This window comes from Paenibacillus sp. JT31N11, from assembly GCF_056269285.1.
This window is the reverse complement of the sequence record NZ_JBWDNQ010000001.1, coordinates 476,706-503,658: the sequence shown is the minus strand read 5'-3', so window position 1 is coordinate 503,658 and position 26,953 is coordinate 476,706. Positions and strand designations below refer to the sequence as shown.

Annotated in this window: 24 protein-coding genes, 1 tRNA gene and 1 pseudogene; 7 read left to right on the top strand and 19 right to left on the bottom strand. The window is 50.9% G+C overall.

The features are described from left to right. Position 1: 1 nt before the first annotated feature. Positions 2–361 (bottom strand): MarR family winged helix-turn-helix transcriptional regulator, encoded by a 360-nt coding sequence (locus AC0YNV_RS02370; RefSeq protein ID WP_475765504.1) that lies wholly within the window; start codon positions 359–361, stop codon positions 2–4. 339 nt (positions 362–700) lie between these two features. Here AC0YNV_RS02370 and AC0YNV_RS02365 point away from each other — a divergent pair, with 339 nt between their 5' ends. The 3 genes from AC0YNV_RS02365 to AC0YNV_RS02355 are packed head-to-tail and all read left to right on the top strand — an operon-like array spanning position 701 to position 4,470. Then, positions 701–1,648 carry a permease gene (locus AC0YNV_RS02365; protein ID WP_475767264.1) on the top strand — a complete coding sequence of 316 codons (948 nt, stop codon included), beginning with the start codon at positions 701–703 and terminating at the stop codon, positions 1,646–1,648. After that, positions 1,645–2,532, top strand: coding sequence for a TIGR03943 family putative permease subunit (locus AC0YNV_RS02360; protein ID WP_475765502.1), 888 nt, complete (start codon positions 1,645–1,647; stop codon positions 2,530–2,532). Before AC0YNV_RS02365 ends, AC0YNV_RS02360 begins: the two co-directional genes overlap by 4 nt. A gap of 39 nt (positions 2,533–2,571) precedes the next feature. Beyond that, positions 2,572–4,470: an LTA synthase family protein gene (locus AC0YNV_RS02355; protein ID WP_475765501.1), complete on the top strand. Its 1,899-nt coding sequence runs from the start codon at positions 2,572–2,574 to the stop codon at positions 4,468–4,470. Positions 4,471–4,660: 190 nt separating this feature from the next. Here the strand turns inward: AC0YNV_RS02355 and AC0YNV_RS02350 are convergent, their stop codons facing one another. The 9 genes from AC0YNV_RS02350 to AC0YNV_RS02310 form a co-directional block, all read right to left on the bottom strand. Beyond that, complete coding sequence (locus AC0YNV_RS02350; RefSeq protein WP_475765500.1) at positions 4,661–5,266, bottom strand: pentapeptide repeat-containing protein; 606 nt, start codon at positions 5,264–5,266, stop codon at positions 4,661–4,663. A gap of 22 nt (positions 5,267–5,288) precedes the next feature. After that, positions 5,289–5,927: a pentapeptide repeat-containing protein gene (locus AC0YNV_RS02345; protein ID WP_475765498.1), complete on the bottom strand. Its 639-nt coding sequence runs from the start codon at positions 5,925–5,927 to the stop codon at positions 5,289–5,291. Between the two features lie 62 nt (positions 5,928–5,989). After that, positions 5,990–6,409, bottom strand: a complete 420-nt coding sequence (locus tag AC0YNV_RS02340; RefSeq protein ID WP_475765497.1) for a MarR family winged helix-turn-helix transcriptional regulator — start codon at positions 6,407–6,409, stop codon at positions 5,990–5,992. Between the two features lie 191 nt (positions 6,410–6,600). Continuing rightward, a complete protein-coding gene (locus AC0YNV_RS02335; protein WP_475765495.1) occupies positions 6,601–7,326 on the bottom strand; it encodes an N-acetylmuramoyl-L-alanine amidase family protein in 726 nt (241 codons plus the stop codon). A 501-nt stretch (positions 7,327–7,827) separates the two neighbouring features. Further along, positions 7,828–8,976, bottom strand: a complete 1,149-nt coding sequence (locus AC0YNV_RS02330) for a serine hydrolase domain-containing protein (protein WP_475765493.1) — start codon at positions 8,974–8,976, stop codon at positions 7,828–7,830. Positions 8,977–9,148: 172 nt separating this feature from the next. Further along, positions 9,149–9,586, bottom strand: coding sequence for an RrF2 family transcriptional regulator (locus tag AC0YNV_RS02325; RefSeq protein ID WP_475765491.1), 438 nt, complete (start codon positions 9,584–9,586; stop codon positions 9,149–9,151). 243 nt (positions 9,587–9,829) lie between these two features. Further along, positions 9,830–10,198, bottom strand: a complete 369-nt coding sequence (locus AC0YNV_RS02320; RefSeq protein WP_475765490.1) for a DoxX family protein — start codon at positions 10,196–10,198, stop codon at positions 9,830–9,832. A gap of 306 nt (positions 10,199–10,504) precedes the next feature. Further along, a tRNA-Leu gene (locus AC0YNV_RS02315) sits at positions 10,505–10,591 on the bottom strand. 81 nt (positions 10,592–10,672) lie between these two features. Then, a complete protein-coding gene (locus AC0YNV_RS02310; protein WP_475765489.1) occupies positions 10,673–11,629 on the bottom strand; it encodes a glycosyltransferase family 4 protein in 957 nt (318 codons plus the stop codon). A gap of 171 nt (positions 11,630–11,800) precedes the next feature. Here AC0YNV_RS02310 and AC0YNV_RS02305 point away from each other — a divergent pair, with 171 nt between their 5' ends. Beyond that, entirely contained in the window at positions 11,801–12,199 is a 399-nt protein-coding gene (locus AC0YNV_RS02305) for a response regulator (protein ID WP_475765487.1), read from the top strand. A 133-nt stretch (positions 12,200–12,332) separates the two neighbouring features. Here the strand turns inward: AC0YNV_RS02305 and AC0YNV_RS02300 are convergent, their stop codons facing one another. Continuing rightward, complete coding sequence (locus AC0YNV_RS02300; protein ID WP_475765486.1) at positions 12,333–15,671, bottom strand: DUF5107 domain-containing protein; 3,339 nt, start codon at positions 15,669–15,671, stop codon at positions 12,333–12,335. A 171-nt stretch (positions 15,672–15,842) separates the two neighbouring features. Between AC0YNV_RS02300 and AC0YNV_RS02295 the strand changes: the two genes are divergently transcribed. Then, a complete protein-coding gene (locus AC0YNV_RS02295; RefSeq protein WP_475765484.1) occupies positions 15,843–16,508 on the top strand; it encodes a GntR family transcriptional regulator in 666 nt (221 codons plus the stop codon). Between the two features lie 21 nt (positions 16,509–16,529). After that, positions 16,530–18,221: a dihydroxy-acid dehydratase gene (gene ilvD, locus AC0YNV_RS02290; RefSeq protein ID WP_475765483.1), complete on the top strand. Its 1,692-nt coding sequence runs from the start codon at positions 16,530–16,532 to the stop codon at positions 18,219–18,221. Between the two features lie 97 nt (positions 18,222–18,318). Here ilvD and AC0YNV_RS02285 read toward each other — a convergent pair whose 3' ends face one another. The 7 genes from AC0YNV_RS02285 to AC0YNV_RS02255 form a co-directional block, all read right to left on the bottom strand. Then, positions 18,319–19,425, bottom strand: a complete 1,107-nt coding sequence (locus AC0YNV_RS02285; RefSeq protein ID WP_475765481.1) for an ABC transporter permease — start codon at positions 19,423–19,425, stop codon at positions 18,319–18,321. Next, positions 19,425–20,642, bottom strand: coding sequence for an ABC transporter permease (locus tag AC0YNV_RS02280; RefSeq protein WP_475765479.1), 1,218 nt, complete (start codon positions 20,640–20,642; stop codon positions 19,425–19,427). Before AC0YNV_RS02280 ends, AC0YNV_RS02285 begins: the two co-directional genes overlap by 1 nt. A 114-nt stretch (positions 20,643–20,756) precedes the next feature. After that, positions 20,757–21,689, bottom strand: coding sequence for an ABC transporter ATP-binding protein (locus AC0YNV_RS02275; protein WP_475765478.1), 933 nt, complete (start codon positions 21,687–21,689; stop codon positions 20,757–20,759). Between the two features lie 159 nt (positions 21,690–21,848). Beyond that, positions 21,849–22,484: a response regulator gene (locus tag AC0YNV_RS02270; RefSeq protein ID WP_475765476.1), complete on the bottom strand. Its 636-nt coding sequence runs from the start codon at positions 22,482–22,484 to the stop codon at positions 21,849–21,851. Further along, a complete protein-coding gene (locus AC0YNV_RS02265) occupies positions 22,481–23,623 on the bottom strand; it encodes a sensor histidine kinase (protein WP_475765474.1) in 1,143 nt (380 codons plus the stop codon). Before AC0YNV_RS02265 ends, AC0YNV_RS02270 begins: the two co-directional genes overlap by 4 nt. Before the next feature lie 34 nt (positions 23,624–23,657). Beyond that, complete coding sequence (locus AC0YNV_RS02260; RefSeq protein ID WP_475765472.1) at positions 23,658–24,110, bottom strand: DUF1801 domain-containing protein; 453 nt, start codon at positions 24,108–24,110, stop codon at positions 23,658–23,660. A gap of 80 nt (positions 24,111–24,190) precedes the next feature. Beyond that, positions 24,191–24,883: an O-methyltransferase gene (locus AC0YNV_RS02255; protein ID WP_475765470.1), complete on the bottom strand. Its 693-nt coding sequence runs from the start codon at positions 24,881–24,883 to the stop codon at positions 24,191–24,193. Positions 24,884–25,001: 118 nt separating this feature from the next. On the opposite strand from AC0YNV_RS02255, the gene AC0YNV_RS02250 reads away from it, so the two are divergent. Next, entirely contained in the window at positions 25,002–25,916 is a 915-nt protein-coding gene (locus AC0YNV_RS02250; protein WP_475765468.1) for a LysR family transcriptional regulator, read from the top strand. 6 nt (positions 25,917–25,922) lie between these two features. Here AC0YNV_RS02250 and AC0YNV_RS02245 read toward each other — a convergent pair. Then, a pseudogene (locus AC0YNV_RS02245) lies at positions 25,923–26,845 on the bottom strand (haloalkane dehalogenase). Positions 26,846–26,953 lie beyond the last annotated feature (108 nt).

Sequence of the window (26,953 nt, the reverse complement as noted above, 5' to 3'; positions counted from 1 at the left end):
ACTAGTCCTTGATGATCTTCTCAAGCGTAACAAGCATATTCTCTATCTCATCCACACTCAGCTTGCTGAAATATTGCCCGATCAGTTCATTATTCTGCTCTTCAAGCAGCTTGCTCGCAGCCCGGCCGACATCTGTGATCTGCAGCAAAACAACGCGGCGGTCGTTATGGTCAGGAAGACGAACGACAAAATCCAGAAGCACCAGTCTGTCGATCATCACGGAGATCGCGCTCGGCTTGACGCCCATCTGTTCAGCCAATGCGGTTACTTTAAGCGGTCCGTTATCCCGGATTATAAATAAAATTATAGACTGGGGTATGGTCATTTCCGATTTGTAGTTGTTTGCAAATTCATGCGCCATTTTCCTTCTGAGTGTTTGAAGCACACCCCTGAAACGCTCAGCGTGCGCATTCATATTGGTTTCTATAAGTTTTGAACCCCCCGTCAATTTACTTAGGTCATGTAATATTTAAACAATGAAAACTTTAGATAACTTAAGTAATATTAAATCCGAAGCCCAATAAAGTCAACCGGGAATTAAAAAAATAATTTCCAGATGGCCTTTATTTGCTTTAGCTGACGCTTTGCCTGCTTTTACTCTCATTTCTTGCAATTCTTTTATCCCTATGTTTAAATTACTAACAGTTATTTTTACTATTATATTGAGATAAAGAGACGAGCTTTTGCAGACTCAACAAATATTGTAAGAAAGGAAGCCTGGCGGGAGGTACTTGTGAAAACATTTTTGCAGCTGAACACCATATTCCTCAGCATGATTATGGAAGCAATACCGTTCGTGCTGGTGGGAGTCATCGTCTCCGGACTTATTCAGAGCTTTCTGACGGAAAAATGGATCGCCCGCATCATGCCGCGGAACCGTTTCTTCTCCACGCTGCTTGGCTGCGGCATCGGGATTTTTTTCCCGGCCTGCGAATGTGGAATCGTGCCGATTACAAGGCGCCTCCTGGGCAAGGGCGTGCCGCTTAATGCCGGCATCGCTTTTATGCTGACCGGGCCGATTATTAACCCCATTGTGCTGTTCGCCACCTATATCGCATTCGGCAACGACTGGCGGATGGCCGCGATTCGCGCAGGTGCAGCGATTGTGGTCGCTTTCACGGTTTCGATCGCCATTTCGTTCCTGTTTCGCGAGCTGCCGTTCCGCGGCGGCGTTCCGGCAAGCTCACTCGTGGCTGCCGCGATCGAACAGCCTGCTGCAGCTGCAGCCCGGCCGCCGCTGCATCTGAAGCTGCTCGACGTGATGCAGCATGCGGTCGAGGAATTTTTCTCGGTCGGCAAGTTCCTCGTGCTGGGCGCTTTTATCGCGGCCTCCATGCAGACTTTTATTCCGACCTCGTCTCTTATTCATCTTGGCAGCAATCCGGTTACATCGATTCTTGTCATGATTGTGCTCGCGTTCGTTATGTCGCTGTGCTCCGAGGCGGATGCCTTCATCGCATCCTCGTTCCGCAGTACATTCTCGATCGGATCAATTTCAGCGTTCCTCGTCTTCGGACCTATGATCGATATTAAAAATACGATGATGCTGCTGGGCGTATTTAATGGGAGATTCGTCGCAGCGCTGATCGGTCTTGTGACGGCCAGCACGCTGCTGACCTCCCTCTTGGTCGGGAGGTTGTTCGGATGACGCGGCTGTATGTTTTGGCAGGCTTCGCCCTGATGTTTCTGCAGCTTCACCTGAATGGGAACCTGAACAAATATATCAATATGAAATATGCCTACCTGTCGGTCAGCGCGATCGTTCTGCTCGCGGTCTTGTTTATCTTCGAGTTCTTGCGGTTAAACCGGCAGGAGCGGGCGGAAAAGCGCGCAAAAGCCCATGAGAACAGCCATACCAGCCATGAAGGACATTCCCATTCGCATCATGACGATCACGCCCATTCTCACGGCGAATCCTCCAGGCTGAAGCGTACGCTCGGCTATATCGTGCTGATCTTCCCGATTTTGACCGGTCTTTTGCTTCCGGTTCAGACTCTTGATTCAAGCTTCGTCAAGGCCAAAGGCTTCTCATTCCCGAGTCTCAATGTTTCGGCGGAAAATCCGGGTTATCATCAGTTTCTAAAGCCGGATACGAGTGTGTTCTATGGTAAAGCCGGCTACGAGAAGGTTTCGCAGGCGGAGTTGTCCAATTTCGCCAATCAACGTAAAATTATCCTGACCGACCAAAATTATTTGACCGGTTTGGAGGCAATCTATAACTATCCGATAAGCTTTTCGGGAAAATCGATCGGTTTTGACGGGTTCGTGTATAAAGGCGAGCAGGTGGACGACAACCATTATTTCGTGTTCCGCTTCGGCTTCATCCATTGTGTTGCGGACTCCGGCGTCTTCGGCATGCTTGTCGAGTTTCCGAAGGGAACCGTTTTGAAGGACGATGAATGGGTTCATGTGTCCGGCACGCTGACATCGGAGCTGTACCAGCCTTTCAAGCAGACCGTTCCGGTGCTCAGGACCTTGTCCTGGAACGATATAGCGGCGCCATCCGATCCTTACGTTTATCGTACTTTTTAACGCCTATAATAAGCTTTGCCAAAGAGGAGAGGATTGGTTTTGGTTAATCGTTTTCGATGGGGCGTCCTTCTGCAAAAGCCCTTTATTTTCTTTTCCATCCTGATGATTTTGAAAATGCTGCTCGTCTGGAGCGTCGTATTCAAAGAAACCGGCGGCAGCTTCGGCATGACGCTGCTGACCGGCATTCCGTCGATCTGGTTTATATTTTGCCTGATCGAGAGCTTCGCTTACCGGAAGAAGCTGGGTACCTATTTGGCTGTCGATCTCGTCCTGACCATCGTTTATTTTGCGGTGATCATGTATTACAAATATTTTGGCGTCATTGTCACCTACCACGAGCTTCGCCAGGTAAATCAGGTATCGGAGGTCAACAGCAGCGTCATCTCCCTGATGGACCCTTATTATCTGTTTATCTTCACGGATATTATAGTCCTGTTCATTCTGATGCTGACCAACCGGCGTTTTCGCGCCTGGGGACGGGGATTGTCCGTACGGGAGAGCCGCAGCTGGTTTGCAGCCGGCCAGGTGCTCGCTCTTGCCGCATGCGTATTGTCCGTCCTTCCTTACCATGGCGGCATGAATGAGTTCCAGCAGGCTCAGAGCATGGGGATCATCAACTATGAAGCCTATGCGGCCTTTGCCCCCTCCAAGGACCTGAAGATCGAACCACAGTCGGTGACCCCCGCTATGGTTGCGCAGGTGAAGGGCGCCGCGGAGCCGGAGCAGCCGGCATACTGGAATTCCGCCAAAGGGAAAAATGTGATTATTGTTCAGCTGGAGGCTTTCCAGAACTTTCTGGTCGATCTGAAGATAGACGGGAAGGAAATTACGCCCAACATGAACGCTCTCGTCCACGACCATTTTTATTTCCCGCATTTTTTCCAGCAGGTCGGTCAGGGCAATACGGCCGATGCCGAATTTGTGGTCAACACCTCTCTCTATGTTCCGCCGAACGGCGCGGCCTCTGAGATCTATGCTGACCGGGCGCTGCCAAGCATGCCCAAGCTGCTTGGAGCAAACGGCTATCAAACGGCTACGTTCCATACAAACAGCGTCATATTCTGGAACCGGGATCAGCTGTACAAGGCGCTTGGCTGGGGCAAGTATTATGACGACAAGTTTTTCGGCAAAAGCGATCTGGTCTCGTTCGGCGCCTCCGACGAAGTGCTTTACGCCAAAACTGCCGAAGAGCTGGCTCGCTTCCAGGAGAGCGGCAAGCCCTTTTACGCCCAAATCATCTCGATGTCCGGTCACCATCCATTCCGCATCCCGGCCGCCAAATTCAAGATGGAGCTGCCGAAGCGCTACAAGGGAACTCTGGTCGGCGATTATATCCAGTCGCAAAATTATGCGGACTACGCACTCGGTCAATTCATTGACGAGCTGAAGAAGAACGGCGTCTGGGACAACAGCGTTATCGTGCTGTACGGCGACCACCAGGGGCTGCCGATCTATTCCCTCAACAATAAGGAAAAAAAGCTGATGAAGGAAATCTACAGCCGCGACTACAGTCTTCCGGATATGATGAACATTCCGCTCGTCATCTCCGTGCCCAATGAACAGCCGCAGATCTTCCAGCAGGTCGGAGGACAGTCGGATATCTATCCTACAGTGGCGAATCTCATCGGCGTCCCGCTTAAGGATCAGGTGATTTTTGGGCGGGATATACTGAACCAGACCACCAATGTGCTTCCGGAGCGTTATTACCTACCCTCAGGCTCCTTCATTACGGCCAAAGGCGCATTTGTCCCGGGCTCCGGTTACGGGGACGGCATCACTTACCCGCTGGAAGGCGGCAAGGTCGCCAAGCCGCTGGATGCCAAGAGCGAATACGACAAGGCTCACAGGCTCATCAGCATGTCCGATGAGTTCGTCTCTTCCCTGCCTGCTGTCAGCGAGAGCGGGGACAAGACGGCTCCAGGTCAGGAAAGCAAATAAGCTGGAGATAACGAAAAGTTTCACGCCGCCAAACAGGAAGAAGCTCACTTTGCCACCCTTGGCGGCAGAGTAAGTTTCTTCCCTCGCAGAGTGCGTTGGGAATTCTAGTTCAAAGCAGCGGGCTCCTGATTGGAGGAGCCCACTGCTTTTTTGATCCGTATGCATTTTACGCAATGCTATCTGACAAGCCTCAATCAACCTTGGCGCCAAACGAGCGCAAGAAACCAACGGCCTGCGCGGTGTCCATCCTGGCCCCTTTCACATCCAGCGACTTCCAGTTGACCCCGTCCATGATGGCGCCGCGCAAATCGGTCCCGTTCAGCTTCGTTTGCGCCAAATTCGCCCGGGTCAGGTCGCTGTTCCGCAAATCCGCCTTCTCCAGATTGGCGCCGAAGAGATCAGCCTCAAGAAAGCGGATTTCCCGCAGATCCTGTTTATTCAGCTTCGTATACCTCAGATTCGTATAAGACCAATCGCCCCGGAGCAGCGTAATGCCATCCATTTGAGCCTTTGAAAAGTCCGAGCCCGTCATTTTGCAATTGTTGAATTTGGAAACAAACAAATTGGCATCGACAAAATTGCAATTCAAAAAAGCCGATTCCGTATGGATCGAAGCATTCAGCATCGCACCGTGAAAATTGCATTCAATAAACCGGCAGCCGGTGCTCGTCATTTCCTCCATGGAAGCATTCGTGAATGTGCAGCGTTCAAATGTACAGCGCAGCAGCTCGCCGTCCCGCAGATCGCGATCGCTGAAATCCACTGCTTCGTAGTGTTGATCCGTATATTGATACATTTTCTGCCCCCATCATCATTGGCTATTTAATGACCAGGCCCAGAAGGCCCGCGAATGTCGAAGCCTGCCCCGCCGAAATGATGCAGCCCCTCAAGTCATCGATTTCCACCATCAATTCATCGAAATCGCAGTCGCTCAGATCGATCCCCTTGAGCTTGACCCCCGACAGGATTGCCTGATCGATTTTGCAGCGGATGAACCCGGTTTTGTTCAGAGAAGACTGATAATAGTCAGCGCTGACCAAAGAACATTCCTCAAATTCAACCTGCTTGAAATTCGCGAACCGAAACAAGGCGTAATCACTCAGGCAGCTGAGAAAGGAAACATGCTGCATCCTGCTCTTTGTAAAGTCCGTACCCATCAATTTGCAGTTTCTGAACTCTGTTCTGTGCAGGAAGATGCCGGCGAAATCGACATTCGACAGATCGCACTTCTCAAAAATAACGTCCGTCAGTTCAGCATCAGGCAATGACGACTCTGCAATGGTCACATTCCTGAACACTATTTTTTCAAATGAAACCCGGGCCGCTTCCTGGCTATGTATGGTGATATCTTCAATGCATCCGTGACTGAATTCATCTTTGGTCATCAGCGCATGCATCCGGTCGGAGATATCTGGCAGGTCTGACGGGATTTTGGGCTGCTCCAGCTTGCTCTTCATACTGTGCATACACCTCCGCAGTTAAAATAGTTGATTCATCAGCCGCTTGTCCATAACCTGGATTAGTGCACATTCTCCCGAATCTTGGCAAGCAGTCTGCGCAGCTCCTGCATCTCATGATCTGCTATTCCTTTGACTGCAAGACCCGAAATATGGTCCACAACAGGGAATATGTCCTCAGCAAGCCGCATCCCTGTCTCCGTTAAAGAGACGATAAAATACCGGCGGTCATTCTCCCGGACCATCCTGCGGATAATCCGCTTTTGTTCCAGACTTATGATCATCCTCGTTATACTTGATTTATCCTTGTTTAACCTGCCGGCAATCTCATTCTGGGAAAGCTTGTCCCTTTCCTTCAGAAGGATCAGGATCAACGCCTGCTCGGGCGTAATCCCGTAAGGAGCCAGATCTTTCTTGACACGAAAGGCAATTTCCAAATTGACATCATGAATCAATTTCACAACATTATCAGGCAGAACCATCTTAGCTGATCACCTCCTGCCTACAAGAAGCCCATTAGTTGATATGATAACTATTATAAGGCAGCAATGCAGCACTTACAAGAAGAAACCGCTATCTCCGCTCTCCCGCGGCAAAGCCAAGTGAAACCTGTACATACTGTAACTTATAAGAAAAAGACCCCCGGCTGCCATTAGCCAGAAGGTCGCCTGCATCACGGAGCCTGTCCGCCAAAATAATCCTTGAGTCCGTCTATAATCCCTTGGGCGATATGGGCTTGTCCGTCATGATCCAGCAGCAGAGCTTCATCGCTTGCGTTGGACAAGTACCCGACTTCAGTCAGGATGGCCGGAACCTCGTTAAGCCGAAGAACCTGCAGATCATTATAGCGCACGCCCCGGTCCTTAAAGCCGTTGGCCGCGAGAATATGCTCATGGATGACATCAGCAAGCTGTATGCTGCTATCGGAATAATAATAGGTTTCCGTTCCGCTGACTTCCGGGTCATCATAGGTGTTCCCATGAATCGATATAAAGGCATCCACCTCCAAGTCATTCGAAAATTTCGCCCTGTCATCCAATGAGACGAATGTATCGTCGCTGCGGGTCAGATAAGGATCAAACATCGGGTCCTGCTTCAGCTGATCATATACCTCCTGCGCAAGGGCAAGCGTATAGGCTTTCTCCTCTAATCCGCTGATTGTGGGAGCTCCAGGATCATGCCCGCCATGGCCTGGATCAATGACAATTTTATACTTCCCCATTTGCTTGTCGTCAACTGAAGATGTGGCGGACGGTGATTCGGGACCTGCGAGCATCCCTACGACCTTGGATGAATTATGATTGATTTCATAGATTGCAAATGTGCAGAACAGCAGGAATAATATGAAGATAGTAACGATTCTGCGTCCTGTGCGAGCCGGCCTCATCGGTTTTTGCATGTCAGCCACCTCATTCATGCAAATAGAGCGAAGCTCTATGATGGATCAGATTTGCTATTGCTGCCACGCCGGGGTCGGACACTATCATGAATCCTGTCAGAAATAATCCGGTTTTTATCATGCTGTCTTCCTCTCCTTGTTCCTTGTCTCTTCGCTGTCACCTGCTCTCTTAGTTATAAAAGATGGATATAGACAAATCTTCTGAAAATTGTAAACAAAGTGTATCGACTTGTATCTATTTAAAATCGTATAAGCAAACATACTTCTTGATCTGGTAGAAGAGCAGGCAGCCTGACATGCGCATCAGTTCCCCCGGAGCTGTATAGAACACTCTGAACCATCCGGGAAAAATAAAAAAACCAGTCCTATCACGGATTGGACGTGATAGACTGGTTTTTGGATCTTGCTGTTCTATTACCATATAGTATCTATTGCGTGGAGTGTTGAAGCCACACAGAAACAGCACTTGTCAAAGTGTCGCACTGTCGGCTATATTTCCTGCTACAGCGCTCCGTATATAACGGCCCGCAGCCTTGGATGAAAATAAGGCTCGCGGCTTGGCAGCATTTGCTGCATATAAACGACGGACAATTCCTCGTGCGGATCAATCAGCGTCCATGAGCCAGCCAGACCTGCCCAGCCGAACTCACCGATCGTGCCGTTGTTTCCGCCCGCCGCCGGATCCATCAACACGCGGACTCCAAGGCCGTAACCGTATCCGTTCATATGCGCCCAGCTGAAATCCTTGAGCTGCTGCTGACTCAAATGGTTGGTCCGCATCAGCTGAATCGTCTTCGGACTGAGAAGCCGCACGCCATCCAATTCCCCGCCCCTCGCCAGGGCCTGCGCAAACCGGCTGTAGTCGCCGGCTGTCGACAGAAGGCCGCCCCCGCCGCTTTCGTATCTGCATCCTGGCTGAAAAGGGGTATCCATCCTGTCGTTGACGGTCAGCTTGCCGTCTTCTGCACTGTCATACATCACACATAACCGGTCCCGCTTGTCGTCTGGGATTCTGAACGAGGTGTCGTTCATCCCGAGCGGTCCGAAAATTTCCTGCTTCAGAAACTCTTCGAAGGTTTGGCCGGACAGCACCTCGATCAAAGCGGCCAGGACGTCATGGCTTGTGCCGTATTTCCAATGCGTGCCGGGATCAAAAGCAAGAGGGATGGCCGCAAGCTGCTTGGACAGCTCCCGCATATTCATCGTGGCGGCGGCGTTCTCCATCATAACGCGGGTCTGCCGTTCGGTTTCCGTCCCGATCCCCCCATATGTAAGACCGGACGACATGGTGAACAGATCCTTGACGCGAATCGGGTTCGCCGCGGGAGATACCGTCATATCGCCAAATTCGTTGTAGCGGTACACCATCGGATTTTTGAACTCGGGCAGATACTCCTCAAGCGGATCGTTCAACAGATAGTGTCCTCTCTCGTAAAGCATGAGCGCCGCGGTGCAGGTAATCACTTTGGTCATCGAATAAATTCGGTAAATGGTATCCGTGCTGATTTCCTTCTTCTTCTCCAGATCCGCATAACCGAAGCTGTCCTGGTATAATACTTCCCCGCGGCGGACAACGGTTAATGCGCAGCCGGCCGGTCCTTTCTCCACAAAGCTCTTAAGCATCGGAGTCAATCGTTGTATCCGGTTCATTAATGCATCCCCTTTCTGAAAACGTTTACCATCATAGTAGCACATGGTTTTGGCAGGTGTAAATTAAGACGGGGCCCCCTTCCCAAAAAAAAAATTTGGGTCCTCGTGAATGAGTGGCCCCAAACGTGCTTCTTGTTGATCTTGCCGGACTTATTATTTGGTGCGATATACCCTAAACGTTGAAGAAGTCGACCCTGGACATGACATGATCAATGGTGAATTGATGAAGATACTGAATGGTGTTCTGTTCCGCATTGTGGAGAATTTTTTCCAGCTCCAGATCCAGAAACTCCCCGGCCTCCCCGCAATCCGCTTCTTGAGCGGGCTCTTTTCCTCCCGTGTTGACTGCATCATATATATCTCCGAGCGTAAGCGCGGCAGTATCTTTTTTGAGAATATATCCTCCCTCACGACCACCCTTCGATTCCACGATTCCGGCGCTGGCCAAGGCTTGAAGAACTCTTCGCAGGAAAGTGGCATGGGAATCCACCTGGCTGGCAATCATGGCACTTGATAAAATGCCCCTGCTTTGGGCCAGCCAGACAACGGCATGAATGGCGATTTTGAAATGCGGCGGCCCGAAATCGATTCGTTTATTCGCTGTGCTCATTACCGCTCACTCCCTTCTTCATTACAGCATGTCAGAGTTTCAATATGTGTGTAATATAGGCACATTATATGTTTTTTACCCGTCTGTGGCAAATTCTATTCAACCTGTTTCCTCTGGTGCATCTATTAGAAAAAGAGAGCCAGTCGTGATTGGCTCTCTTTGATTTGATTTCTATAGTGTCGCCTGTACACATCTGCCTGTTGAAGCTGACGACTGATAATTTGGATGCCCGAACAGCCGTCATTAACCCGGGAAATTCGCAAGCTCCGAGCTTTGCAGCAGAGTAACCGCAACGGATAGAATCAGCAGTACGATTACGGGCAATAACGCGGTTACCGGATCCTTGACCCGGATATGGGCGGCGGCAGCGCCCAGCATGATAAATCCAAGCCAGATGCCTGCCCATGCCGACCAGCTCGGCTCCCAGAAGCCGATGACCAGCGCGATCACCGCTATATACTGGGTCAGACCGGTAAAGACCCGAAACCATTGCGGCAGCTTCAAATGCGCAAAACTATCCACCTGCATTTTGGTGCCAAAAACCTTCATCGAACCCGCCATCAGAAACATCAGACCTAATAGGATTTCAATAATCATGGCTAAAACGTCCACATCGATCTCTCCCCGCATGTTCTTTTTAACACAATGTTCATGACCATGGCTGTAATCATAAAGCATAATACATCAACACTCATCTCTCCTTGTCAGCCTTCAGCAATACTCAAGTTTAAATGCAACTGATGTAGGCACATTATAGAACGAAAGCTTAATGAATGCAATACTGAATTAAAATATGAGATAGTCTCCAAATGTATGCCTTTCATGAAGTGGAGCAAAACGCCTAGAGCAGTAACCCATGAAGCTGTTGCTGAACAAACAAAAAAACCCTTCCTTTGAGAAGAGTTAGTTTAAAGGGTATGGTGCGGTCGAGAGGACTCGAACCTCCACGGCATTGCTACCACTGGAACCTGAATCCAGCGCGTCTGCCAATTCCGCCACGACCGCATATTAGCGAGAAAATCATTTTCGCTCAATATTCAATACTATACCGTTTATCTATGAGAATGTCAACATTATTTTCCTTAATTATTGAATCAGCAACAATATGATGGAGAATAAGCCGGTACAAATATTGATTAAATACAGGAAGGATACCACCTGAACCGGTTTCATGCCTGTTTTTAACAATACATAATGCGCCTGGGAAGCGTCTGCCTTGTAGAAGGGAACGCCCTTCATCATCCTCCAGATCACAACACGGACATTGTCCAGGATCGGAACGCTGAGCGCAAGAATCGGAATGAACAAGGACAGGACTGTCGCCTGCTTGAAGGCTCCGTCAAGCGCAATAACGGCAAGGATGAAGCCAAGAAAAGTAGCCCCTGCATCGCCCATGAACACTTTTGCCGGCGGACGGTTGTATCTCAGATAACCCAGGGATGCGCCCACAAGAATCGTAGCCATCATCGCCGACTCGCCCTGTCCCATTACAAGCGCGACTACCAGAAGCGTTGTTCCCGATATAGCGGATAATCCGCTGGCCAAGCCGTCAATCCCATCTGTAAAGTTAATTACCGTTGTTACGCCAAAAATCCATAAGACGGTGAAGAGGAACTGGAACAACTCGGGAAGTACGTAATAGCTTCCTGTGAAGGGATTCTCAAAACCGCTGAATACAATCCCCGAGCTGTAGACCAGAATGGCAGCACCCATTTGAACCACAAATTTTGGCAGCGAGGCAAATTCCTTGGCATGCGTCTTGTACCAGTCGTCGACAAGGCCGATGATCAGAATGATCAGGCCGCCTCCGAGAATAGCCCCGGTCTTGATCCAATTATCGTGAACAAATATCAGATATAAAATGACAAAGGCAGCGTAAATCGCAATGCCTGCGGTCAGCGGAATCGGTTCCCGGTGAATTTTGCGTTCGTTGTTGGTTTGGGGCTTGTCCACAAATCCGATCCTGAGTGCCAGCTTGCGAAGCGGCGGTATAAGTGCGATAACAATAGCAATAGCAAACACAAAAGCGATAATATAATTCATATCATTCTCCTTATCGATCATGATAACCTATCTGAAATTATAATCATCCCTCCGCTTAAATGCAATCCTGACACAGGAGCTTGCGCTGTTCACGCTTTTTAGCCAGCGGTCCGTTCAGTTTTTGTTCAGACTGCCCTGATATGATCGGCTTAAGACAAGGAGGCGATGACCATGAATGGAATCAAAGTAATGGTAGTCGACGATACCGCATTTATGCGCATGATGATGCGCGGCCTTCTGGAGAGTCTGGGTCTTGAGGTCGTAGCGGAAGCCGGCAACGGCATTGAAGCTGTTAATCTCTATAAAAGAGTAAGACCCCAGCTTGTGACCATGGATATTACGATGCCCGAAATGGACGGAGTCAGCGCCCTCAAAAATATCAAGCAGGTCGATCCGGCAGCTAAAATTATTATGTGCTCTGCGATGGGACAGCGGGAAATGGTCCTTGAGGCCATTCGAAGCGGCGCATGCGATTTTGTCGTCAAACCGGTGCAAAAGGAACGATTGTCCGAGGCGATATCCAATCATTTCCAGACCTTCGCAAATTCAGCCGGGGGTGGCCATATTTAGTGAATCTCCAATGAAAAAGCGGCTGAACAGATTACTTTCTGCTCAACCGCTTTTTATGTTACTCTCCAGCCCACCTTGAATCTTATGGTGAAGATACGGCTTTCTTGCCTTTCTCCCCTGCCATTATTCTCGTTTACTCCGCGGTTTGCAAATGAATGATTGCCCCTTGATGATTGGGTTCAAGGCGGAGCACTTCCTCCAATTGAGCCTGCGATTCAGCCAGGCGGCCAAGCCCCAGATGACCGAGGCCGATCATATAGCGGCAGTGGATTTCATTGCGTCTGTTCAGATCATCATCGAACACCAGAAAATCGGGAAGCGAAACAGCAAAATAATCGAGCTTAACCTTGTCAAACAGATGGGTTTCCCCATAATCAATCAGTTTATTGAAGCGGGAAGCCGCTTCCTTATCCCCTTGCAGCCTGAACCAGGCAAGCCCCTGATAGAAAATCGTATCCGGCGGCTGATCATTATAGAACATCGCTCCCGCAGGCTCATCAATACCCTGCGAGGCAAGCCGGAATGCCTTCTTTGCTTCTTCATTGCGTCCATCCGCTTCCAGCGAACATCCCAGGTAAAAGTAAATATTGTTCTCCTGTGCCCCGGCCAGCTTCCCCTCGCCCAGATTATCCGGATACACGAGCGCGCGCAGCAGCACTTTCTCCGCTTCCTGGTATGCCTGTTCAGCAAGAAGCTTCTTGCCCAGCTCCACATGCGCCAGCACATACTGACCGGTAACCTTGCCTTCCCCTCCTTCCCATGGATGGAATTTACGGGAATTCAACAGGCCGATTGCTTCCTCATGCCTGCGTACCGTGTTATGCAGAGTGACATACTCTACAAATAAATCATCGCGCATTCTCACCTGATCCGGATGGCTGCTCAAATGATCAAGTCGCTGCTGCGCATCGATGCCGAGCTTTTTGTACAGCTGGTCGAGCTCGTACAGCACCCGCGCGTCGCTCTGGTCTGCGGCATAAGCGAGCTCCAGATAAGTCCGGGCTTTCCCGGGATCGTTCTGTTTGTTGAAATAGGCCAGCGCCAGATTGCGGTGGGACGTTGGAAACGATGAATCCAGCTCTGTTGAGGCTTCCCAATGCCGGATGGCCTCCTGATGCCTTTTCTTATCATATAATAAGTTGCCCAGATAATAATGAGCCCGTGCATCGCCAGGGTTTTGCCCCAAAGCATATTCCAGCACCTGCATATCGAGCAGGCTGTTAGGGAAACAGTATGCTGAAGAGGCTGCCTGCCCCGCCCGTAACTGTTTCGCGGAATCGTCCTGTCTTCCAAGCTTCCCATATAAATACCCCAATGTGTAATGCAGCATTGGATATACATCCCTGGCTTGATCCGGCAGGGCTCCACGCAATACGTCAGCGGCTTCCTCGTACAGCCCGCATCCCGCATAGTCAGCGGCCAACTGCAAATAATTATGCGCATCGCCGCGCAGCAAATACCTGAAATTGTCCAGGGCGGCAGCCGCTTCTTCATGCAGGCCGCTTGCATCGAGGTTTAAATATTTTTCATAATTTGCGCCGAAGTCTGCAACATCGAGGTTCAATGTTTCCACTGCCGCGCTTACAGCCGGTTCATACCTGCCAAGCTTCCGCAGCAGCGCTGCTTTCAGATGGCGCGCCTTATAATTCCGCGTATTGCGGATAAGCGAGCGTTCTGTCAGCTCCAGCGCTTCCTCATAGGACTGCCTGGCGCTGGCGATTTGAGCGAGCGTAAAATATCCGCTGTCCTGCCACGCGGCGGACCATACCGATTTGTACAGCGCTTCGAAGGCTTCTTCGTGACGTTCCTGCAGCTTGAGCGAAACGCCCAGCTGGTAATAGGCCTCGCTGTCGTACGGATTGGTATTGCGCGCTGTCAAGGTCTTGATTGCGCGCCGGAAATGCGTCTCCGCCTCTGTAAACAGGCCTCTGCGCAGCAGAAGCGTGCCATAGGCAACATTGATGCGGATATCGCCGGCACTGCGCTTCAATCCTTCCAGATAATACTCCTCCGGCTCGAATGTCGCATGGCGGTACTGCTCCAGATGAAGACCGGCCAGCTGCAGCTCTTCTATCGTAAGCAGCTCCTGCGGTGCAGGCATCGGCTGTGCGGCCTCAGGCATTTTCTCGATTGCCGGTTTTTTGGGCTGATAGCCGACCAGCGTACGTCCTGCCGCATCGCGTACAGTAAGCATGAGGTCGTGGGCCTGATCGTCTTCATGAAGCTGCATCGTCTGCGTGAACGATTCAAGCGGCGACAGGCTCACGCTCTGCAGCAGATAACGGCTGCGGGCGCTGGACAGTTCTACCGTGGCATTTTCGAACCGGGACGTCGCATAGACCTGGATCCGGATGCTGCGGTCCGCGGAATCCACCTCCAGGTTGACTGCGGCATCCCTCGAAGCATTTTTCACGACGCCAATCTGCTTGTAAGGCATGAAATATTGGGTGAAGGATTTCTCCTCATAAGGCTGAAGCCAGGTGAAGTCGGGCTGGTTATCGGTGTAGACTCCCGTCATAAGCTCAATGTAAGGACCATCCTCGTCTGTCAGATTGCGGTCCCACGCCTGGCCGAATTCCCCATTGCCCCATGTCCACTGTTTTTTGCCCGGTGAAATATGATGGTTGGCGACATGCAGCAGACCCGCCTGAACCGCGTGATCGTAACCGCCGACAAAATTATAGTCGGAGTGATATGCCATGTACGAGGTAGGAACCGGAATGTTGGCATACCGGGAAATATCGACCCCGGCAGAATAATCCATTTTGTAATAGGTTCCAGTTGCTATGGGAAAACGCGATACATCTCGCTTGCCATGATCGAATACGGCATGGACGTCCGGTGGGAATACCGATTGGGTGTGATCATTGACCGCTACCGCCGGATTGGCCCACCACAGGAAAGTTTGCGGCTCCGGTGTGCGATTGTACAGCTGCGCATTGATCTCAAGATAAGCCGCTCCCGCATGGAGCGTGAATCCGGCAGTCATCTTGGTGCCGTACATCCGGTCAATCTCGCTGACCCAAACCGTTGCGCTGCCGTCCTCATTTTCGCCAAACGTACATTCCACCGCTCCGTACGTGTTGGGCCGGTGATGCTGCGGCCAGTTAAATTCAATCCCGCCCGAAATCCACGGCCCCGCCAGGCCGACCAAGGCAGGCTTGATGACCCGGTTATAATAAACAAAATCATAGTTATTCGTCTTATCTACTGCACGGTAGATTCGTCCGCCGATTTCCGGCATGATTTCAATCCGCAGAAACTCATTCTCCAGAATAACCATCCGGTAAGCCTGCAGTTCCTTGTCATCATTTATTTTATCAATTACCGGATGGGGATAGACCTTCCCCGAACTGCCCTGATAAACCCGTTTCTCCAGAAACATCGGGTTTTTATCCGGCTTGCCGACCCCGTAAGTGGGGATTTCGACTATTTCCTCACGGACTGTTGCTTGTGGAATCTTCTTGTCCATTGCCTCGTGCCCCTTTCCTGATATGCTTTAACTTTACAAGGGAGCAAGGGAGAGAACAATTGACCATTGACGGTTTATGATGGACAATATTCGGCTCCATCCCGATTTTACTTGCAATCAATATATGTATGCGATATATTGCATATAACATTATGAACAAGGATGATGCAAATGCCCATACCTGCGAATTTTCCCTCTCCCATTCGAATGTCCGCCAAAGAAAGAGCCTTCTCGCAAATCCAGCGATGGATCATTGACGGGACCCTTGGACCAGGCGAGAAATTAATCGACGCCGAGCTGGCAGAATCTCTGGCTGTCAGCAGAACGCCGATCAGGGAAGCTTTTCAGCTGCTGGAAGTCCAGGGACTGGTTTCCATGCATCCCGGCAAAGAAACCAGAGTTACCCGTATCGAGAAGGACGATATTCTCAAAATGTATCCGACTCTTGCCTCGCTGCATGCGCTCGCTGCCGAATATTCGTCAAGACTCCTATTGCCGCAGCAGATTGAGCTGCTGAAGGAGCTTAACGGACAGTTCGCCCATGCCATCGGGATCGGCCAGCCATACCAGGCGATGGAGCTTGACGAACAATTCCATAATCTGATCGTTGAGGCTTCGGACAACGCCTACATCGCTTCCTTCAGCGCATCGCTCCAGATTCACATCAGAAGGTTCAAATATGTCTTTTTGAAGCAGCCGGTCGCCGCGACCTTAACCTCGGTGGAAGAGCATGCCTCCATCATTGCAGCCTTGGAGAAGCAGGATCCGGACAAGGCTTCCGCAATGATGAAACAAAACCTGATCAGACCGATGCATGAGCTGTATGCGTTAATCTGACGACGAGAGGAATGAACAAGAATGACAGACAAAAAAGATTTGAGAATTCGCAGCAAAGTCATCAGCGAGGGCGTGAACCGCGTCCCTAACCGCGCCATGCTCCGGGCAGTCGGATTTCAGGATGCGGATTTCAAGAAGCCCATGATCGGCGTGGCAAGCACCTGGAGCGAGGTCACTCCGTGCAATATCCATATTAATGATTTGGCCGTCCAGGCCAAAAAGGGAATTCAGGAGCATGGCGGCGCCCCCCTGATATTCAATACCATTACCGTTTCGGACGGGATTTCAATGGGACATGAAGGCATGCTGTATTCGCTGCCCAGCCGTGAGGCGATAGCGGACTCCATTGAAATCGTAACGAACGCGGAACGGTTTGACGGCCTGGTTGCCGTAGGCGGGTGCGATAAAAACACCCCTGCTTGCCTCATGGCCATCGGACGCATGAATTTGCCGGCTGTCTATGTGTATGGAGGAACGATCCAGCCTGGGAAGCTGGATGGCAAAGATATCGATATTGTCAGCGCCTTCGAAGCAGTCGGCCAATATCATGACGGAAGAATGACCGATGAAGAACTGCATAAGGTCGAATGCAATGCCTGTCCCGGAGCCGGCGCCTGCGGCGGTATGTATACGGCCAACACCATGGCCTCAGCCGCCGAAGCGATGGGAATGAGTCTGCCCGGCTCTTCTTCCACCCCCGCTGTCTCCGCCAATAAAGCGGTGGAATGCGAGGAAGCGGGACGAAGCGTGCTCGAGCTCCTGGAGAAGGGGATTTATCCCAGGGATATCATGACCAAGAAGGCATTCGAGAATGCGATCACCGTTGTCATGGCTCTTGGCGGCTCAACCAACGCGTTCCTCCATCTGATTGCCATTGCCCATTCGGTGCAGGTTGATCTGACCTATGACGATTTCGAGCGCATACGAATCAAAGTACCTCATCTTGCGGATTTGAAGCCGAGCGGCAAATATGTCATGCAGGACCTTAATGATATCGGCGGTGTTCCCGGCGTGATGAAGCTTCTTCTCGACCAAGGCTTTCTTCATGGGGACTGCATGACCGTTACAGGCAGGACGTTGGCTGAGAACCTGGCGGAGGCCGCGCCTTTGCAGGAGAATCAGGATATTATCCGTCCGTTCGATAACCCTCTGAAGCAAAGCGGCCCCTTGGTCGTGCTGCGTGGAAATTTGGCGCCTGAGGGAGCCATTGCCAAGATGTCCGGGATGAAAAAGCTGCGTTTTACCGGCCCTGCCCGTGTATACGACAGCGAGGACGCGGCAACAGCCGCGATTTTGAACAATGAAATCCATAAAGGGGATGTGCTGGTCATCCGTTACTGCGGCCCCAAGGGCGGACCGGGTATGCCCGAGATGCTGTCCGTTACGGCTCTGATTGTCGGAAAAGGTCTTGGCGGTGAAGTTGCCCTGATCACCGACGGAAGATTTTCAGGCGGATCGCATGGCTTCGTCGTGGGACATGTTGCGCCGGAAGCGCAGACAGGCGGCCCCATCGCCCTGCTGCAGGAGGGGGATACCGTGACTATCGACAGTGAAACACAGGACATTTCATTCCAGGTTACCCCGGAGGAGCTGGAGAAACGGACCCGGGAATGGACTCCGCTGCCGCTGAAATTTACGACAGGCGTGCTTGCCAAATACGCGCGGCTGGTATCATCGGCATCCAAAGGCGCGGTCACGGATTTATTCGAATAGCTCATTCCATATTGCCAAAAGATCCTCAACCGCATCGGTTTTGAGGATCTTTTTTTGCATCGTGCAGTTATTATGGCTCACACGGTCATCACAACGATTATGCCTTTTGGCGTTCCATTAAATTAATTCCCACTCCGAGGCATACCACGCCTATCAACAACAGCTTGGCGGCAGGCATCAGCACATCGGACCATCCATCCTCATAAATTGCCACTCCCGTTAATGCCTGCAGTGCATGGGTCAGCGGGAAAATCTGCGCCAAGCCAAGAATGATTGGATTCGTGAGCGTGCCGGGCGGGACATATACTCCGCCGAGCATGGGCATAATCGGGACGATGGCCGGCAGCACCGAGTTGAATTGCTCCGGTGTTCTCAGCACGCCTGCAAGCAGCATGGCAAACGCCACCATTGCAAAGGTATACAAGGCCCCGAGAATGAGCAGCATGCCGAATTGCTCGCCAAGCTGATAGCCGAATCCATAACGGAAGACGAGAAAGACTATTGCAATTTGCGCGAATCCGACCAGAGAGCTGTATAGCAGATGTCCCAGATACATTTCCGTTTTGCGTACTGGCGACAGAATGACCCGGTTCCATATGCCGGAGGCTTTTTCAGATGTCAGCGCACTGACCTTGAATCCGATGGTAAAAATGACCAGGAACAGGGTGAACCCGAATAAATAATGTACGCTCATATCATACTTGGCGATAGCTTGCCCGTTCAATGATTGTGTCCGCAGGGTAAGAGCCGGCTGCTGGAGATCATGATCTGCTGCCTCCCGGAATCCGCTTGCGTCCTTTGCTTGTTCTGCGGCGGCACGCAGCTTCAGCTCCTTCTCGAAGACCGCGTGTACTTGTCTTTCCACGATTTCAACATTAGGACCGTCAACCGCCGCAATCATCCGGTAATCCTCAGCCATGAGCTTGACTGCGACATCCGCCCTGCCTTCGCGGACGTCCAGCCGGGCCTGTTTTTCGTCCCGGAGCTTGAACTGATAAGCCTCGCTTTGATTTAACCGGTCTATCCATGACTCGGCTTCCGCTTTAGTGAGCCCTTGATCGCCGAAGACATCGATCTTCATTTTATTGGAGCCCATCAAGCTGCTGGATAGAAGAGTAGCCCCAATGCTGATCGCAAGAAAAACGAGAACCAGAACCGGGGACCGCCTGTCTTTCATCCATTGCGCCAAAAATACCGGAAACATCAGATCCGCCCCCTTCTCGGAAACAGCAAGCATCCCAATACGATCAGCATTATCGAGAAAACCGCCATTTTCAGAAATGGCGTCGTCAGAACAGTAAACGAATCCTGCCCGATCCACTGGATGAAGACGGATAAGGAAACGCCGTTAGGCGTCCATTCTCCAACCTGTTTAAGCCAATCGGGCAGAATGTATTTGGGAATAAAGCTCCCTCCGATCGTCCCCAGTATTCCGATGATGAGGGAAAACAATCCGCTCGCCGCCGAGTCTTTCATCCGAAACGTCATAGAGGTGAACAATGCGGAGAAAGCTGCCACGCTCAGGGAGGTCGCTATCGTAATCAATGCCATACCCAACCAAAATTGAAGCGAGCGTCCCGGGAACAAATTGAAAATAAAGTGGGACAGAAGAATAAGGAGCGATAATTGCAGCAGTGACATACAGAAGGTCGATCCAACTTTCCCGGCCAGATATTGGAAAGGGTGACTGCCTGCCAGCAGGATTCGCTGAAACACATGCTCCCTCTTCTCGGTTATCGCTTTCACAGCGGTTGTAATGGAGATAAACAGGGCAAACACGATACTGATTGCGATGGCATAATATTGAAATGAAGTGAGCGGCTTTACACCGGCTATCGTCTCCAGTCCGCCAGCCGGAGATACCGCTTCTGTCAGGTCTGGCGCTGCTGTACGCGTATCCAGCGTATGATCGATCGCCGATTGCAGATTCAATGATTGCATAAATTCGTTGATCAGATCCTGCAGCACGTCAATCCGCATCGATGAACGGTGATCTGCCGTTAGCGTGAGAGCGGCGCCGCCCCCTTCATTCAGCAGCATCTTGTTCAGTGCCGCAAGAGTGAAGCCTTCGGGAATGGTAATTATCGCTTCTATATCTTTATGCTGCAGCTGGTTACGGGCGGTCTCGCTGTCCATCACATTGGTTGTGATGAAGGATTGTTCCTTTATCCTTTGCATCAGCAGTGAGGCCGGCAGTATTTGTTCTGGCTGATTCTCAAGCGACGATGTGAATTTCCCAGCCAAAGATAGTGATGCGGATGAACTCTGGAATTGTTCCAGAGCAGCCGCTTCGTTGTCTTCATTGACGATGGCCACGGTCATTTGCAGCGGAACATCCGATTTTTCCACCCAGGATGACGTGGTGAATCCCAGAATGACAATAATAACGAGAGATGTCAGGATTGAGATGATCATTTCCATGCGGTCTCTCCACAAAACCAGGAAATCCTTTCTAATAAATGGTCCCAACCAGGTCCCCTCCCTCACGTTTTGCAGCAGCAAAACTTTCTATCGCACGTTTATTCTTCCGAGAAGCTAATCCCTTAATTTACGGCCGGTCAGATGCAGGAATACATCCTCCAGACTTGGCGTGTGTACGTGGATGTTTACAATCTGCACATGCTGCCGCTCAGCCTCTTTGACCACCTCGGAGAGAATGCCGCTTTGTTTCATGACAATCAGCTTCAGCCCTTTTTCCGTTTCTTCGGCCATTCTGACCGGCTTCAATACTTGAAGCTCCCGGGCAAGCTCCGGGCTCGGCTCGTTAAGCTCGATAAGCAGAGTATCTTCCCCGGATAAAATGCGCCGCAATTCCTCCTGGGTGCCCGAAGCAATAATCCGGCCGTGATCCATGATGTATACGCGGCTGCATAATTGTTCGACCTCTTCCATGTAATGGCTCGTATACAGAACGGTTGTGCCCTTCTCCCTGTTCAGCAGTCGGACGGTGTCCAGAATATGATTGCGGGACTGCGGATCAATTCCGACAGTCGGCTCATCCATAATCACAATCTGCGGATCATGCAGCAGGGCAGCGGCAATGTTGATACGACGTTTCATACCGCCCGAGAACGTTCTGATCAATTCCTTCTGCCGCTCACGAAGACCGACCATCTCCAGCACTTCTTGAATTTTCAGTTCCAGTCCGCTGCCTCTCAGCTTATAAATGCGGCCGAAAAATTTCAGATTCTCATAGGCCGACAGCTCTTCGTACAAGGCGATTTCCTGCGGCACCACACCCAGCACCCTGCGGATATCCTGCGGATGCTTCACGACACTTTTCCCGTTCAGCCTCACGTCTCCGCCCGTTGGTCTCAGAAGTGATGAAATCATCGAGATGGTCGTCGATTTCCCCGCTCCGTTTGGTCCGAGCAGACCGACCGATTCGCCTTGATCCAAATACAAGCTGACTTCGTCAACAGCGGTTTTCCCTTTGAAAACCTTGCGCAGCTCCACCGTTTCCAGCATGTTGCTTGCCCCCTTTCGAGTTATGGCGATCCTTCATCCCGTTTAAAACACTCCATTATTATCCCGATGGCATACTTAAAGTTTATATACAAAAAGACAGTGCTCCCACTGCCTTCGGTCATTTCAAGTTTGGCAAACCATGACTTGCGTCACTTTTTTTCAAACGATACCGTGCCGGATCGCATAGATGGCCAGCTGCGTCCGATCGCGCAGGTCCAGCTTATCCATGACCTGACTGAGGTGATTCTTGACTGTACCGACGGATAGCCCCAGCTCGCCTGCAATTTCCTGGTTGCTCCTTCCGACTCCTACCTGGCGGATGATCGCCAGCTCACGCGGTGTAATGGATGCATCGACCTGCTGCTTTTCTCCGGTTCCCCTGAGCAGCTGCGGAATGATCTTGGCCGCCACGTCGTCCTGCAGGGCAAGCCCGCCAGCCAGACAGCTTCTGATGGAGCGGATGAGCGCTTCCGGCTCGGCATCCTTGAGCATATATCCGTTTGCCCCAAGCTTCAGCGCCTCCAGCGCATACTGTTCATCGTTGAATGTGGTGAGCATGAGCACCTTGCACTGGGGCCAGCGTGTCCGGATTATTCGCGCCGCCTCCAGACCGTTCATCTCCGGCATGCGAATATCCAGAACGATAATGTCGAAGACCTGGGACTCGCACAGCTTCACGGCATCCTTCCCGCTGCCGGCCTCACCGGTGACACGCATTTCGCTGTCGGTTTCGATCATCATTTTGAGTCCTTGGCGTACCATTGCCTGATCCTCGGCGAGCAGAATTCTGATCATGCCTCCACCTCACCCTTTTTCACCATCGATAATGTCCCCCGCACGATAAACCGGTCTTCGTAGGCAAGGACATCCAGCTGCCCTCCGGCAGACTCGATTCTCTCCCGCATGGAGCGGAGTCCGAAGCCTTCCCGGAATGGCTTATTTTCTTTGCGTGTATTGATAATTTCAAATCTGAATACGCCTCCGCCAGGCGCTTCAAACAATATATCGGCATCGCGGGCATTGCTGTGCCTCATCATGTTCGTCAGAGCCTCCTGCACAGCGCGGTAGACGGCAATGGACTGGGTATTGCTCAAGGGCGCAGAAAGAGCGCCATGCTTCACAGAAAAATTAACCCGGATGAAGCTCTCCGCTTCCAGCTTGCGGATCAAGCTCAGAATGGCGGCCAACCCGCCTGCCTCATGCTGCTTCAAGGCTTTGACCGCATTTCGCGTCTCATCGAGACTTTCCTTGGCCAGAACCTTAAGCGCCTGCATGCGGCCCGCCGCTGCAGGGTCTGCCTCCATGCGGAATACCTCCAGCTGCATTAACAGCGCCGTCAATTTATGCCCGACAGAATCATGAATATCCCGTCCAACCTGTACCCGCTCCTCCTGACGCGCCGCTTGCTCGTCTGAGACGATACGCCGTTTCATTTTACGATATTCGCTCAGCAGCGCTTCATTCCGGGCAGTCATTTCCTCTTCATTCTTCCAGATTCCGCGAAAGACCATAAAGGCTGCTCCATGCAATAAGCCATACAAGCCAATAAACAGCGGTGAAAGGGTGGAATATCCCCAGTAACCTGGTGAAATCGCCCCAATCAACAGAATAACACTAATTACCGATGCGTGAGGGGCAGGCAGCCGGTAAACCGCCTCCCCTGCGATCAGCGAGAAAACAAGCAGCGGATAAGGATTGGGGAATCCTCCGCTTTCCGGCCAAAGAGCAGTGACAGCCATTATGGCAGCAGCGCTTAAAATTACCGTCAGCGCAATTGGTTTCTGCCGGAAGAGAGGAGTTATGAAATACAAGGCGAAGAACAGTGCGCTCATAAGGATACGCCAAGGCATTTGCACGGGGCTCATTGAAAAAGAAGCAAAATTGCAAATCCAGGCAATCGCCAGAAACGAAAACCAAACCCAATATGAGCGCATGCTACACCCCCTGCCCTAAACCATCGTCCCATTATCATTTCCGCGGGCTCGTCACTTCCAGCCATTTCATTACAAGCTCCACCAGCTTTTCTTTCTTGGCTTCCACATCATTCATATCAGTAAACCTCACGAGCGCCCTGTCACTGACAGCCCAGTCCAATAATCCTGTAGCATCCTCAAACAAAGGCTTCTGCGCACTGCCATCTTTGGCCTTCGCCCCGAGATGAAAAACAAGCCGGAAAAATCCCTTTCCGTGAAGATTAAACGTCATTCTATCCTCTTTCCCATAACAGAAGCTCGGCGCATTCCACTTTATATGTTCGCTGATTTGCTTATCCGCACTTAAAATGATCGTTCGTACTGCCTCTATTTCCTTCTTCAGGGGATGCTCGAGTTTGTTCTTATATTCATTGACCTGCTGATGGCCAGGCAATGCCTTTGCATCCTTCCCGCTGGTTCCCGGTTGGATCTTGTTGGTTGTCTCCATTTCTCCCCCCGTTAAATGGTCGAGCCGCAGCTCTACATTCTATGCGAATGAGATTCTCTATAGCAATATTAGCATATATTTTAACCCGCGGTTTCTTCCGAATTGCGATTCACAATCCCTATTGCGAACCCGTCATAGCCTTTGCTTCCCACTGTCTGAATGGCAGTAGCCGTAATTCCCGGTTCTTCAGCCAGCAGATCATAGAATTCCCTTACTCCTATGACGCGCGGATCGCTGCTATTTTCATTTATGACTTCTCCATCACGGACGACGTTATCACCAATAATGACCGTTCCCTTGCGTGAAAAATGAAGCGCCCACTTCAGATAGGCCGGGTTGCTCGGCTTATCGGCATCGATAAATATAAGATCGAATGGCGCTGCCTGCTCTTTCTCCAACAGGGCCAATTGCTCCAGGGCGTCCCCTGCACGAAGCTCCACAATATCATCCAACCCGGCAAGCGAGATGTTGGTCCGAGCTGTTTCGGCGTGGTGAGGGTCTAATTCTATCGTGACCAGTTGTCCGCCTGCCGGCAGCGCTCTTGCCAGCCAGATGGTACTGTAGCCGCCCAATGTGCCGATTTCCAGAATCCGTTTTGCGCCTTGCATTTGAGCCCAAATGTTCAATAACTTTCCCTGGTTTGGCGTTACGTCAATCGCCGGCAGCCCAGCCTCATGATTGGTGGCCAACACCTTTTCCAGAACGGGATCATGCGGAATAAGACGCTCAGTAATATACCGGTCTACTTGGGTCCACGTGTTCGTTTGATTCATCGTTATCACTCCTTTTTATTTTTCAACTCCATTGTAATTGAAGTATAATCATAGATATAATATATCTTTTTAGATATTTTATAATTTAAATATATGAATTGAGATAAGGAGTGCCGCTATGAATCTTCACGCCTTGCGTTTATTTCATCTTATAGCTGCGACCGGAAGTGTGACTCGTGCCTCGGAATTACTGAACATAAGCCAGCCGGCCATTACCGCCCAGGTTAAAAAATTCGAAAAAGAATTGGATCTCACCCTGCTTAAACCGCATGGCCGGGGAATTGCTTTAACCGATGCGGGAGAAAAGCTTGCTCTGCTCGCCAAGAGACTTTTTGCGGTTGAACAGCAGATCGAACAGTTCTCCCAGGATTACCGTACAGGCGCCAAAGGTCACATCCGGTTGGCTGCGACGTATTTGCCTGCCCATTTTCTGATCCCGGCCTGGATTGCCAAGTTCAAACAGCAGTATGAAGAAGTGGAAATGACGATTACGACAACCAACTCCAGCGATGCCCTGAAGCAGCTTTTGAATGTGGAGGCGGATTTGGCGATTTATGGAGGTTTGCCGGAAGAATATCCAGATACGGTTCAGACCGAGGAATTGTTTCAGGACGAATTATGGTTCGTCGTGGCGCCGAATCACCGTTTTGCGAATCAGCATGTTTCTTTACTGGAGATGATGAAGGAGCCGTTTGTTATGCGCGAGGAGGGAAGCTCCACACGCGAGAGATTATTTGCCTTATGCCGGACATACATCTCATCGGCTCCGCGGATAGCATTGCAGTTCAATGGATTGCATGAGTCAATCACAGCGGTTATTGCCGGATACGGCGCGAATTTCGTTTCTTCATTGGTCGTCCGCGATTATGTGGCGCGCGGGGAGTTATGCCGCGTGTATGTAGAAGGAATCCACCTAGTAAACAGCATTGCCATCTGTACCCGCAAAAACGAACCCTTATCCGCTGCCGCATCCAATCTCATTCAGATGATCCGCCGGAATCCTTATACCAAAGCTTATTCTGATCTTATCTAAATCACCTTACAGCACCCGATGGGAAACCTCGCTCATCTGACGAAACCACCTCAGAAGCTCTTGTCCGATCGCATGCGGGTTCTCCTCCAGCAGATGATGGAAGCCCGTGCCGATATGGAATAACGACAAGTTCCGCAGATTAGAGAGGCACCAGTTCAATTGAGGCTCGCGTACGGTGCAGCCGGGCGTTGCATAGAACAAAATTTTCGGAATGTCACTGCCTGTAAACCACACGTTGCACTCCTCCACGGCTTGTACAACATCGCTTGGCTCGTCTTCAACGGGAATCTGATTCGGGAACACCCACATCGGCTTCCGCTCATCCGGATTTCGGAACGGTTCCCGATACTGCGCATGTTCTTCCGGCGTTAGCGTCCGGTTGATGATAATATGAGGCATGCCTTCAATAAATACACTGTTATCCCGCATGAACGCCCACCCCTCCTCAGGATCGCGCAGCTTCTGAAACAGCTCTCTGGATTCCGGCGGGGAGAAATCCGACCAGGACGCATTCGGATACAAGGCTTGCGGCTCGATCATCGCTACGGCTTTCACATTATCCGGATGGTTGGCCGCCACCTGCAAACCAATTGCCATTCCCCAATCATGACCCACCAGGACGATATCCTTCAATCCGAGCTTTTCGATGAAGCGGCTTATATAATCACATGCTCCAGAAAGGTGTAGCCGATATCCGGCTTGTCGGATCGGCCCATTCCGATCAGATCGACCGCAATGCATCTAGCGGATTGCTGCATATAAGGGATCACATTCCGGAACGTGTAACCCCAAGTGGGATTGCCGTGGAGAAAAACAACAGGTATCCCGGTCCCCTGATCGATATAATGCAGCTGATGACCATTCACATCAAGATAACGGGATTCGAACGGAAAATCTTCTCCAACAGGCAGCGTTTCAAGATTGGACATTTGTGATGCAGCTCCTTTATGCTTGAGTTCTGCTGTTATCTTAACATCCTTGCCCGAAGGCTCATTGTAAAAATGCGACACGATCGAATCGCAAAAAGAAGTATTTCC